This is a genomic window from Sphingobium sp. VMM (assembly GCF_056790315.1).
Genome location: NZ_JBXGSI010000032.1, coordinates 26,728 through 37,114, shown reverse-complemented (window position 1 = coordinate 37,114; position 10,387 = coordinate 26,728). Strand labels below are relative to the sequence as shown.

Sequence of the window (10,387 nt, the reverse complement as noted above, 5' to 3'; positions counted from 1 at the left end):
AGACGAAAAAAAAGCCCCGGATCGCTCCGGGGCTTCTTCTTTTTCCTGTGTGGCCGGATCAGGCGGCGGCGAAGCGTGCCATCTTTTCCAGCTTGCCGCCCGCGATGCGCATCATCGCCTTCTGCAGCTTCTCGAAGGCGCGAACCTCGATCTGGCGGACGCGCTCGCGCGACACGCCATAGACCTGGCTCAGTTCCTCAAGGGTCTTGGGCTCCTCGGCCAAGCGACGCTCGGCTAGGATATGCTTCTCGCGGTCGTTGAGGTCGGTCATCGCCTCGACCAGCATCTCGTGACGCTGGGTGCGTTCCTGCTCCTCAGCGACGCGTTCGTCCTGCAGCGGATCGGTGTCCTGCAGCCAATCCTGCCACTGGCCATCGCCATCCTCGCGCATCGGAACGTTGAGCGAGGTATCGCCGCCCATCGCCATGCGACGGTTCATCGACACCACGTCATCTTCCGACACACCCAGATCGGTCGCGATCTTGGTCACGTCCTCGGGGCGCAGATCGCCATCCTCGAACGCCTCGATATTGTTCTTCATCCGGCGCAGGTTGAAGAACAGCTTCTTCTGCGACGCGGTGGTGCCCATCTTGACCAGGCTCCAGCTGCGCAGGATGAATTCCTGGATCGACGCGCGGATCCACCACATGGCGTAGGTCGCCAGGCGGAAGCCACGTTCAGCCTCAAACTTCTTCACGCCCTGCATCAGGCCGATATTGCCTTCGCTGATCAGTTCGCTGACCGGCAGGCCATAGCCGCGATAGCCCATGGCGATCTTCGCCACGAGGCGCAGGTGAGACGTGACGAGCTGGGCCGCCGCCTCGGGATCCTGATGTTCCTCGTAGCGCTTCGCGAGCATATATTCCTGCTCGGGGGTCAGCAGCGGAAACTTGCGAATTTCCGACAGATAGCGGTTGAGGCTGGCTTCACCGCCCAGCGCCGGAACCGCGGGGACATTGCTCCGATTGGCCATGTCACAATTCCTTCCCTTTACATGCGCGCCAGGCGAACCCGAAAGTGGCATCCGCTGGCCGCGCAAACTTGTCAGAACCTATACGTGAAGCTCGCTTAACAGTTCCTGCATATCTGCAGGCAGGGGACTGTCGAAAGCCAAGGGTTCCTCCGTCACAGGATGTATGAACCCCAGCCGTTTCGCGTGCAATGCCTGCCTTTTGAAACCCAGCGTTTCCAGTATTGATTTGAAACCTTTTCTGTCTCTACCGTAAACCGGGTCCCCGATCAAGGGGTGACCCAGATGTGCCATATGCACGCGAACCTGATGGGTGCGGCCGGTTTCCAGCCGGCATTCCACCATCGCCGCGCCGCGCAGGCGCTCCATCACGCGGTAATGGGTGACGGCATGCTTGCCGCGCCCTTCCCGATGAACCGCCATCTTCTTTCGATCAGCGTCGGACCGCCCGATCCAGGCATCGACCGTGCCGGACCCCGGCGTGGGAATGCCATAGACGATCGCGGCATAGAGCCGGTCGATACTGTGATCCTTGAACTGTCGGGCCAGGCCCTCATGGGCCTTGTCCGATTTAGCAACGACCAACAGGCCGGAAGTATCCTTGTCGATGCGATGAACGATGCCGGGACGCGCCACGCCGCCAATGCCGGATAACTGGCCATCACAATGATGCAGCAGCGCATTGACCAGCGTGCCGTCCAGATTGCCGGCCGCCGGATGGACCACCAGGCCCGCTGGCTTATCGACCACGATCAGGTCGGCATCCTCATGCACGATATCGAGCGGAATATCCTGCGCCACGGCGTCGAGCGCGACCGGGGCTGGCAGAGTGATGCTGTAATCCTGCCCCACCGCCACCTTCATCGACGGGTTGAGCGATCGACCGCCCGAGACGATCTGTCCCTCGACGATCAACGCCTTGATCCGCTCGCGCGACAGGTCGGGCAGCAGTTCGGCCAATGCGCGATCAAGGCGCAAACCCGCTTGGGCTTCGCCTATCGTCGTTTCAATGATGGAAACCCCCGGAATCATTGCCTAGGGATGTAGGAATGAAGGCCGAAATTTCAAGGGTGCTGCTGGAACAAATCATGGCCCTGGCTGCGGCCGAGCCGGGGGAGGTCTGTGGCCTGCTGCTGGGGCAGGGCGCGCGCATCGACGCGATCCGGCCCGCGGCCAATGTCGCGCCGGACCCGGCTCGTCATTTCGAACTGGCGCCGGCGACCTTGCTGGCCGCGCACCGGGCCGCGCGCCGGGGCGGGCCGGCGGTGCTTGGCCATTATCATTCCCACCCATCGGGCGTGCCGATTCCGTCGGAAACGGACCGCGCCTGTGCTGCGCCGGACGGCGCCTTGTGGCTGATAGTCGGCGGGGGAGCAGTGCGGGCGTGGGTGGCCGGGCCGGACGGGGAGGGGAGCGTGGCCTTCGTGGAGGCGTTGCTCGATATAAGGTGATGCAAAGGGGGTGAGCCGGGCTTGCATCATCGGCTGGGGAAGCCTAGCCGGGAAGGTGTCTTTTCCCGTAAATCCGGCGGCCTCCATCTCCATGACCCATCCGATCGACAGCATCGAATTTGCCAGCCTTCTCTGCTCGCGCCTCTGCCATGACCTGCTGAGCCCCGTCGGGGCGCTCAACAATGGCCTGGAACTCATGGCCGACGAAACCGACCCGGACATGCGCCAGCGCTGCCTGGACCTGTTGGCCGACAGTGCCCGCACCTCAGCCAACAAGCTGAAATTCTTTCGCCTGGCCTTTGGTTCGGCGGGCGGTTTTGGCGATGCGGTGCCGCCGCATGAGGCGAAGGTCGCGATCGAGGGCATGTTCGCCTTGGGGCGGGTGAAGCTTGGCTGGATGGTCGAGGAGCAGATGCTGGCCAAGCTCGCGGTCAAGGTGCTGCTCAATCTGGCGCTGATCGCCGGCGATGCGCTGGTGCGCGGCGGGCAACTCGACATCGGTGCGGAGAAGCGGCCGGGCGTGACGGAGATCGTGGTGCGGGGCGAAGGGCCCAAGGTCATTCTCGATCCCGAACTGCGCGCGGCGCTGGCAGGAACCTTGCCGGCCGGTGCCCTGGCGTCGCGCACGGCGGCCGCCTGGATGGTACGCGCGCTGGTGATGGAGGCTGGCGGCGAGATCGTGCTGTCGCCGCCGGGCGATTCGGTGCTGCTGTTTGGCGCCGCCATCCCCGACCGCGCAGAATAAGTCAGATCGGAACAAGTTAGGGCAGCAGGGCGCGCAGGGCTGCGTCGTCCTGTCCCTCCAGTTCCAGCAGCGCTGCATAGGGATCGCCCGTCAGGCCCAGCAGCGTGGCAAAGGCGGGCTCGGTCTTCAGGCCTCGATGGCGCAAGGCCATAATCGCCTGTGCCAAAGCAGAACCGCCCAGATCGAGCAGGCGTCGCTCGACACGGAAATGGCGCCAGCCATGTTGCTGCGCGACCGGCAAGGCCTGGCCGAAAATCTCGAATGGCCAGTCCCACGCGCGGAAGCGGACGATCATGGCATCAAGGTTGGGGCGCGCATGAACCGCAAAATCGGGGCGATCGCCGAAATGCTCGGTCATCAAGGCGGCAAAGGCATCGAAATCCCGCACCTCGCAGACGATATCGATGTCGCTGTCCGGCAGGTCGAGGCCAAGCGGCGGCGTGCCCGCAACATGCGGATCATAGGGCGCCAATAACGTCATGACGCCGGTGCGTTGCAGCGCGACCTGATGCGCGACGCGGCTCATGCCTCGCGCATCTCCGCCGCGATTGCTGCGATCAGGTCCGCCGTCGGCAAGACACGGGCGAGGGGCGCGCCCTGGCCGGCCCATTGCGCGCCATAGCCGCCTTCGCCCTGGATCTTGGCGGCAGCGTTGAGCGCCTTCCCGGCGGCGTAGGTGCGTGGATAGTCGGGGACGTCGTCACCATTTTCAGCGCTCCATTGGGTGAAGCGATTGGCAAGGCAGCGGGCCGGGCGGCCGGAAATGGCGCGGGTCATGACCGTGTGCAGGGCGGCCGGGCTGGCAAGGGCGGCGCGATAGGCGGCGTCGGCGCTGCTTTCCGGGCAGGCGATGAACGCCGTGCCCAGTTGCGCCGCCACCGCGCCCAGATCGAGTGCTGCGCGCACGCCCCGTCCGTCCATGATGCCGCCGGCCGCGATCACTGGCAGGCCGGCCTTCGCCACCAGCAAGCGGGTCAGTGCGAAGGTGCCGAGCATCGCATCGGGCGCATCGGGATCGAACATGCCGCGATGGCCGCCGGCTTCAAATCCCTGCGCTACCAGAACATCGATGCCGGCGGTGCGGGCGGCGACCGCCTCGTCCAAATTGGTGACGGATGCGAGCAGCAGGCAACCCGCCTGCTTGAGCGCCGCGATCTGCGCCGCACCGGGCAGCCCGAAATGGAAGCTGATCACGCGTGGGCGCGCTTCGACCAGCAGGTCGAGCATCGCCAGGTCTTCGGCAAAGCTGCGATAGATGGTCTCCAGGCCGGCGGGTGGCGCCGCATCCTGCGCGGCAAAGAGCGGCGTCAGTGCCGCCAGCCACGCTTGATCCTCGGCCGGGCGCACGCGGGGCGGCGCATGGACGAACAGATTGACGTTGAACGGCCGGTCAGTGAGCGCGCGTGTTGCCGCAATCATGGCGCGGGCGCCCGCCGCATCGGTTGCGCCCACGGCGATCGATCCCAGCGCCCCGGCATTGCTGACGGCGGCGGCCATCGCCGGCGTCGATAGGCCCGCCATCGGCGCCTGGATCAGGGGAAGGGAAAGGTCTAGCGCGTCGATCGGGTTCATGCAGATCATGTGGGCGGTGGCGATCGATCCTGCAACAGGGGGATCAGACGTCGTCGGTGCCTACCGGGCCGCCTTCGCCTTCCATGCGGTTGATTGCGCGCACGTCGCGTGCGGTGAATTTCAGCCGAACGCCAGCGCCCTGTTCGCCATCCTCCGGCAGGAAGACGGCGCCGCCCTGTTCCAGTATCAGGCGCAGTCGTGCCTTGGCATCGTCACCCGGATCGGCGCGGGCGGCGCGGGCAAGCTTTCCGCTGATCTGCAAGGCGAGTCTCCCTTCGTCGATGCGTGGTGCCCGAATAGAACAGCACGCCTGCCGCGCCGCAACGGAAAAGGCCCGGCCGCTTGCGCGACCGGGCCCGTCCTCCAGCAACCTGTGAAAGGATCAGGCGCTGTAATACATGTCGAATTCGACCGGCGAGGGCGCCATTTCCCAGCGATACACTTCGGGCCACTTCAGTTCGATATAGGCATCGATCTGGTCCTTGGTGAACACGTCGCCCTTGAGCAGGAACTCATAGTCGGCTTCGAGGCTGTTCAGCGCTTCGCGCAGCGAACCGCAAACGGTCGGCACCTGGCTCAGCTCTTCGGGCGGCAGGTCATAGAGATTCTTGTCCATCGCGGCGCCCGGATGGATCTTGTTCTCGATGCCGTCGAGGCCGGCCATCAGCAGCGCGGCGTAGCAGAGATAGGGGTTGGCCATCGCGTCGGGGAAGCGGAATTCCACGCGCTTCGCCTTGGCACCGGCGCCGTAGGGAATACGGCAGGAGGCCGAACGGTTGCGGGCCGAATAGGCCAGCAGAACCGGGGCTTCGAAGCCCGGCACCAGACGCTTGTAGCTGTTGGTGGTCGGGTTGGTGAAGGCGTTGAGGGCCTTGGCGTGCTTGATGACGCCGCCGATGAAGTAGAGGCAGGTGTCGGACAGGCCGGCATAGCCTTCGCCCGCGAACAGCGGCTTGCCGCCTTCCCAGATCGACATGTGGGTGTGCATGCCCGAGCCATTGTCCTGCGCGATCGGCTTGGGCATGAAGGTCGCGGTCTTGCCATAGGCCTGGGCGACCATCTGCACGACATACTTGTAGATCTGCATGCGGTCAGCGGTCTGGACCAGCGTACCGAAGGTCAGGCCCAGTTCGTGCTGCGCGGCGGCGACTTCGTGGTGATGCTTGTCGCAGGGCAGGCCCATTTCGAGCATGGTCGACACCATTTCGGCGCGGATGTCGGTGCAGGGATCGACCGGCGCGACGGGGAAATAGCCGCCCTTGGCGCGCGGACGGTGACCCAGGTTGCCGCCTTCATATTCCTTGCCGGTGTTGGTCGGCAGCTCGATGTCGTCGATCTTGTAGTAGCTCTGCGAGTAGTCATTCTCGAAGCGCACATCGTCGAACATGAAGAATTCGGCTTCCGGGCCGACATAGATGGTGTCGCCGAAACCGGCCGACTTGACGAACGCTTCGGCGCGCTTGGCGCACGAACGCGGGTCACGGGCGTAGAGTTCGCCGGTGTCGGGCTCAACGATGTCGCAGAAGATGATCAGCATCGGGGTCGCGCTGAACGGATCGACATAGACGGCGTCCAGGTCGGGCTTCAGGATCATGTCCGACTCGTTGATCGCCTTCCAGCCTTCGATCGACGAACCGTCGAACATCAGGCCCTGGGTCAGCTCATCTTCGCCGAGGACCGAAGACACCATGGTCAGGTGCTGCCACTTGCCCTTGGGATCGGTGAAACGGACATCGACCCACTCGATTTCCTTTTCTTCGATCATCTTCAGGATGTCTTTTGGCGTGTTGGCCATGTGCAGTTGCCCTTCTCTATGGATACCCCCCCGAAGGGGTCGTTGAAGCCTGTGTCCGCCGGACCCCTGTCCGCCGGCTAGAACCTGTCGAAAATCAGATGGCGTCGCTGTCGCGTTCGCCGGTGCGGATGCGCACCGCGCCCTCGATGGCGGAAATGAAGATCTTGCCGTCGCCGATGCGGCCGGTCTGGGCGGCGCTGCAGATCGCTTCGACGACCCGGTCGGCCAGGGCGTCGTCGACGACGACCTCCAGCTTCACCTTGGGCAGGAAGTCGACGACATATTCGGCGCCGCGATACAGTTCGGTATGGCCCTTCTGGCGGCCGAAGCCCTTCGCCTCGGTGACGGTGATGCCGGATACGCCCACTTCGTGCAGCGCTTCCTTCACCTCGTCCAGCTTGAACGGCTTGATGATCGCCTCGATCTTCTTCATCACTTAATCCCAACCCATGACGCACGAACGGACGCGGGTTGGCCCCGCATCCTTCAACCTTCAAGCGACGATCATCATGCCCCCCGAGGCAAGCGCCGTCTCCCTTAACAATCAATTACCGTGCCAAGTGGCGAATCGCTAGGCCTGCTTTCGGCGATGCAGCAATCTTTGTCCATATTGCCCGGATTCCGGGCAATATCATGTCATTCTGCCTGTTTTTTGGGCAGTGGTTGAACGATCCATCACGCAAAAGGCCCGCCCCGTCGATGCCGATCAGGACTGATCCCGATGGCATGAACGGAGCGGGCCTTTGGGACCTCCATGGGCAGGCAGAAATCAGCGCGCGTAGGGCGGGCAGTCGAGGCCGGTCGGGCTCTTGGTAAAGATCTCGCAGCCGGTTTCGGTGATGCCGATGCTATGTTCGAACTGGGCCGACAGGGTGCGGTCGCGCGTCACCGCCGTCCAGCCATCGTCCAGCATCTTCACGCCCGGCTTGCCGATGTTGATCATCGGTTCGATCGTGAAGAACATGCCGGGCTTCAGCTCCGGGCCGGTGCCGGGACGGCCGACATGGACCACTTCCGGGCTGTCATGGAAGACGCGGCCCAGGCCATGGCCACAGAAATCGCGGACCACCCCGTAACGATGCTTTTCGGCATGGCGCTGGATGACATGGCCGATGTCGCCCAGATGATTGCCGGGCTTGGCCTGCTCGATGCCCAGCATCAGGCATTCATAGGTGATCTCGACCAGCCGCTTCGCCTTGATCGGGGCGTCGCCGGCGATGAACATGCGGCTGGTGTCGCCGTGCCAGCCATCGACCAGCGGAGTGACGTCGATATTGAGAATATCGCCGTCCTTGAGCTTATAGTCGCCCGGAATGCCATGGCAGATGACATTGTTGAGCGAGATGCAGCAGCTATGGGTATAGCCGCGATAGCCCAGGGTCGCCGGCACGCCGCCGCCGTCCAACGTCATGCGGCGGACGATGTCGTCCAGTTCGCCGGTGGTCACGCCCGGCACCACATGGGGCACCAGCGCGTCGAGGATCTCGGCGGCCAGCCGGCCGGCCTTGCGCATGCCGTCGAAACCGGCCGCGTCATAGAGCTTGATCGCGGTCGAGCGGGAAACCGGCGCGTCGGCCGTCATCGTCATATATTCGGTCATGTGGTTGATATAGACCCTGCGATCCGGCATTGCGAGTGTCTTCGCTCAGCCCCGCGGTCGCTATCAGGAAAAGAGAAACGGACATGGTGATGGAAGGCGGATGCGCCTGTGGTGAGGTGCGCTATCGGGTCGATGCCGACCCCATCTTCGTCAACAACTGCCATTGCAGCCTGTGCCAGCGGCAGAGCGGCGCGGCGTCCGCGGTCAATGCCTTTGTCGAGGTCGATCATCTTCACCTCCTGTCTGGGCAGTTGAGCGAACATGTCGTGCCGACCGGCAGCGGCAAGACCCAGGTGATCGTGCGCTGCGCCAATTGCGGCACCGCGGTCTGGAGCTTCTATCCCCGTCTTGGCCGGGCGGGCGCGGCGATCCGCGTCGGGACGCTGGACGATCGCTCGGCGATCCGGCCCGATGCCGCGATCTTCGTCGCCGACCGGTCAGACTGGACCGCCTTGCCCGCCGACGTGCCGGTCTTCGAGGCGAGCTACAAGCCGGCGGACATATTGCCGCCCGATCGACTGGCCCGGCTGATGGCGCTCGCCGCCCGTGCGGAGCCGCTGGCATGAGCGACCGCATCTGGACCGCCGCCGTGATTGTGATCGGCGATGAAATCCTGTCTGGCCGCATCCAGGACAAGAATGTCGCGCAGATCGCCACCTGGCTCAATGTCCAAGGCATCCGCCTGCGGGAGGTGCGGGTGGTGCCCGACGTGCAGGACGCGATCGTCGAGGCGGTGAACATATTGCGTGCCCGCAACGACTATCTCTTCACCACCGGCGGCATCGGCCCGACCCATGACGACATCACGGTGGATGCGATCGCGGCGGCGCTGGGCGTCGGTGTGGAGGTCCATCCCGAGGCGCGGGCGATATTGGAGCGCTATTATGTTACGCGCGGGGGCCTTACCGACGCGCGGCTGCGCATGGCGCGGGTGCCGGCCGGCGCCGACCTCATCGAAAACCGGATGTCGGGCGCGCCGGGCATCCGCCACGGCAATATTTTCATCATGGCCGGCGTGCCGCACATCACCGCCGGTATGCTCGACAGCCTGACCGGCACGCTGGAGGGCGGCTTGCCCGTCCTGTCGGCGACGATCGGCTGCTGGGTCGCGGAAAGCGAGATTGCCGACCTGCTCGGCGCCACCGAGCGCGCCCATGACGGCGTCCAGATCGGCAGCTACCCCTTCTTCCGCGAAGGGCGCACCGGCGCCAATTTCGTCATCCGCTCGACCGATCAGGCGGTGCTGGATGCGTGCGTCACGGACCTCAGCGCCGCGCTGACCTCCGGCGGCTGGCCCCCGGTGCCGGGCGGTATCTAACCAGAACACATCCGTTCCGGTGACAAGAAGGCATGACGGCGGTACAGCACGGTTCCACTTCTTTGAGAGAATACGGCATGCTTACCGCGCGAACCTACAGCGTCACGATAGCGCGCAACTGGCGCGAGCTTTACGAAGCGATCTGGCAGCCGGAGATATTCCCGAAATGGGCATCGGGCCTGACCGAGGCCGATCTGCGCAGGGGCGGCACCGGATGGATTGCCGACGGTCCCGATGGGCCGATCGTCGTTCGCTTCACGCCGCACAATGAATTTGGCGTGATGGACCATTTCGTCGAGACCGGTGATGGCCGGGAGGTTCATGTCCCGCTGCGCGTCATCGAGAATGGGGATGGGGCAGAGGTGATGCTGACGCTTTTTCGCCAGCCCGGTATGAGCGACGAGGATTTCGCGCGCGACGCCAAGTGGATTACCCGCGATCTGCGCGCGCTGCGCGATTATGCAAAGACGCAAGGCTAAGGGCGGATATCGATCCCGCCCAGGCGGCTCAGCTTTCCGGCCGGGTCCAGATCCAGCTGCCGCCGATCAGTGCGGCGGCCAGCGGGATCAGATACCAGGGGAAGGGGGAGAAGATCAGTGCCAGGATCGCGCTGAAGGCGAAGGCGCCGAGCGCGGCCTTCTTGCCCCTCCGGCTGATCGCGCCGCGTTCGCGCCAGCGGCGGATATGCGGACCGAAATGCTTGTGATCCAGCAGCTTTGCCTCCAGTTCCGGGCTGGAGCGGGCAAAGCAATAGGCGGCCAGGATCATGAACGGCACGGTCGGCAGCAGCGGCAGGAAGGCGCCCAGCGTACCCAATCCGATCGAGAGGAAGCCGGCAATGAGATAGAGATGGCGCCGCACCCGTCGATCCCGTCTGGAATGGGCCGATGCGGCCCGGTCTGTCCTGTCTATGCTATTGATTTGCAGGAACGCAAT

Annotated in this window: 14 protein-coding genes; 5 read left to right on the top strand and 9 right to left on the bottom strand. The window is 64.3% G+C overall.

What is annotated here, in order from left to right; genetic code table 11:
• Window positions 1–58 precede the first annotated feature (58 nt).
• Together rpoH and ACUCV3_RS25820 are read right to left on the bottom strand one after the other, a co-directional pair.
• Window positions 59–973 carry an RNA polymerase sigma factor RpoH gene (rpoH, locus tag ACUCV3_RS25825; protein WP_004207557.1) on the bottom strand — a complete coding sequence of 305 codons (915 nt, stop codon included), beginning with the start codon at window positions 971–973 and terminating at the stop codon, window positions 59–61.
• 78 nt (window positions 974–1,051) lie between these two features.
• Window positions 1,052–2,002 (bottom strand): RluA family pseudouridine synthase, encoded by a 951-nt coding sequence (locus ACUCV3_RS25820; protein ID WP_048939364.1) that lies wholly within the window; start codon window positions 2,000–2,002, stop codon window positions 1,052–1,054.
• 17 nt (window positions 2,003–2,019) lie between these two features.
• On the opposite strand from ACUCV3_RS25820, the gene ACUCV3_RS25815 reads away from it, so the two are divergent.
• Together ACUCV3_RS25815 and ACUCV3_RS25810 are read left to right on the top strand one after the other, a co-directional pair.
• Window positions 2,020–2,421 (top strand): M67 family metallopeptidase, encoded by a 402-nt coding sequence (locus tag ACUCV3_RS25815; protein WP_279729866.1) that lies wholly within the window; start codon window positions 2,020–2,022, stop codon window positions 2,419–2,421.
• Window positions 2,422–2,512: 91 nt separating this feature from the next.
• Entirely contained in the window at window positions 2,513–3,166 is a 654-nt protein-coding gene (locus tag ACUCV3_RS25810; protein ID WP_482241349.1) for a histidine phosphotransferase family protein, read from the top strand.
• Between the two features lie 16 nt (window positions 3,167–3,182).
• On the opposite strand, the gene ACUCV3_RS25805 is transcribed toward ACUCV3_RS25810, so the two are convergent.
• The 6 genes from ACUCV3_RS25805 to map form a co-directional block, all read right to left on the bottom strand.
• Window positions 3,183–3,692, bottom strand: coding sequence for a DUF4269 domain-containing protein (locus ACUCV3_RS25805; RefSeq protein WP_279729870.1), 510 nt, complete (start codon window positions 3,690–3,692; stop codon window positions 3,183–3,185).
• Entirely contained in the window at window positions 3,689–4,747 is a 1,059-nt protein-coding gene (locus tag ACUCV3_RS25800; protein WP_482241348.1) for an NAD(P)H-dependent flavin oxidoreductase, read from the bottom strand. Before ACUCV3_RS25800 ends, ACUCV3_RS25805 begins: the two co-directional genes overlap by 4 nt.
• Window positions 4,748–4,781: 34 nt before the next feature.
• Window positions 4,782–5,000, bottom strand: coding sequence for a DNA-binding protein (locus ACUCV3_RS25795; protein ID WP_279729871.1), 219 nt, complete (start codon window positions 4,998–5,000; stop codon window positions 4,782–4,784).
• 120 nt (window positions 5,001–5,120) lie between these two features.
• A complete protein-coding gene (gene glnA / locus ACUCV3_RS25790) occupies window positions 5,121–6,533 on the bottom strand; it encodes a type I glutamate--ammonia ligase (protein WP_004207550.1) in 1,413 nt (470 codons plus the stop codon).
• A 94-nt stretch (window positions 6,534–6,627) separates the two neighbouring features.
• Window positions 6,628–6,966 carry a P-II family nitrogen regulator gene (locus ACUCV3_RS25785; RefSeq protein WP_004207549.1) on the bottom strand — a complete coding sequence of 113 codons (339 nt, stop codon included), beginning with the start codon at window positions 6,964–6,966 and terminating at the stop codon, window positions 6,628–6,630.
• Between the two features lie 336 nt (window positions 6,967–7,302).
• Window positions 7,303–8,133, bottom strand: a complete 831-nt coding sequence (gene map, locus ACUCV3_RS25780; protein WP_010336065.1) for a type I methionyl aminopeptidase — start codon at window positions 8,131–8,133, stop codon at window positions 7,303–7,305.
• An 83-nt stretch (window positions 8,134–8,216) separates the two neighbouring features.
• On the opposite strand from map, the gene ACUCV3_RS25775 reads away from it, so the two are divergent.
• The 3 genes from ACUCV3_RS25775 to ACUCV3_RS25765 all read left to right on the top strand — a co-directional run bounded on the left by ACUCV3_RS25775 (window position 8,217) and on the right by ACUCV3_RS25765 (window position 9,930).
• On the top strand, window positions 8,217–8,699 hold the full coding sequence (locus tag ACUCV3_RS25775; RefSeq protein ID WP_097383556.1) for a GFA family protein: 483 nt from the start codon (window positions 8,217–8,219) through the stop codon (window positions 8,697–8,699).
• Window positions 8,696–9,451: a competence/damage-inducible protein A gene (locus tag ACUCV3_RS25770; RefSeq protein WP_279729872.1), complete on the top strand. Its 756-nt coding sequence runs from the start codon at window positions 8,696–8,698 to the stop codon at window positions 9,449–9,451. The genes ACUCV3_RS25775 and ACUCV3_RS25770 overlap by 4 nt, the downstream gene beginning before the upstream one ends.
• A 77-nt stretch (window positions 9,452–9,528) precedes the next feature.
• The gene (locus tag ACUCV3_RS25765; RefSeq protein WP_037519987.1) at window positions 9,529–9,930 is read left to right on the top strand and encodes a hypothetical protein; all 402 of its coding nucleotides are present in this window, start codon (window positions 9,529–9,531) and stop codon (window positions 9,928–9,930) included.
• A gap of 28 nt (window positions 9,931–9,958) precedes the next feature.
• Here the strand turns inward: ACUCV3_RS25765 and ACUCV3_RS25760 are convergent, their stop codons facing one another.
• Window positions 9,959–10,312: a YbaN family protein gene (locus ACUCV3_RS25760; protein ID WP_097383553.1), complete on the bottom strand. Its 354-nt coding sequence runs from the start codon at window positions 10,310–10,312 to the stop codon at window positions 9,959–9,961.
• Window positions 10,313–10,387: the final 75 nt, after the last annotated feature.

Bases quoted from the DNA above. Each gene is read 5' to 3' on its own strand.
- ACUCV3_RS25800 (WP_482241348.1), bottom strand. From the start codon at position 4,747: ATGATCTGCATGAACCCGATCGACGCGCTAGACCTTTCCCTTCCCCTG.
- ACUCV3_RS25820 (WP_048939364.1), bottom strand. From the start codon at position 2,002: ATGATTCCGGGGGTTTCCATCATTGAAACGACGATAGGCGAAGCCCAA.
- ACUCV3_RS25815 (WP_279729866.1), top strand. From the start codon at position 2,020: ATGAAGGCCGAAATTTCAAGGGTGCTGCTGGAACAAATCATGGCCCTG.
- ACUCV3_RS25785 (WP_004207549.1), bottom strand. From the start codon at position 6,966: ATGAAGAAGATCGAGGCGATCATCAAGCCGTTCAAGCTGGACGAGGTG.
- rpoH (WP_004207557.1), bottom strand. From the start codon at position 973: ATGGCCAATCGGAGCAATGTCCCCGCGGTTCCGGCGCTGGGCGGTGAA.
- map (WP_010336065.1), bottom strand. From the start codon at position 8,133: ATGACCGAATATATGACGATGACGGCCGACGCGCCGGTTTCCCGCTCG.
- ACUCV3_RS25775 (WP_097383556.1), top strand. From the start codon at position 8,217: ATGGTGATGGAAGGCGGATGCGCCTGTGGTGAGGTGCGCTATCGGGTC.
- ACUCV3_RS25765 (WP_037519987.1), top strand. From the start codon at position 9,529: ATGCTTACCGCGCGAACCTACAGCGTCACGATAGCGCGCAACTGGCGC.
- ACUCV3_RS25810 (WP_482241349.1), top strand. From the start codon at position 2,513: ATGACCCATCCGATCGACAGCATCGAATTTGCCAGCCTTCTCTGCTCG.
- ACUCV3_RS25805 (WP_279729870.1), bottom strand. From the start codon at position 3,692: ATGAGCCGCGTCGCGCATCAGGTCGCGCTGCAACGCACCGGCGTCATG.
- glnA (WP_004207550.1), bottom strand. From the start codon at position 6,533: ATGGCCAACACGCCAAAAGACATCCTGAAGATGATCGAAGAAAAGGAA.
- ACUCV3_RS25770 (WP_279729872.1), top strand. From the start codon at position 8,696: ATGAGCGACCGCATCTGGACCGCCGCCGTGATTGTGATCGGCGATGAA.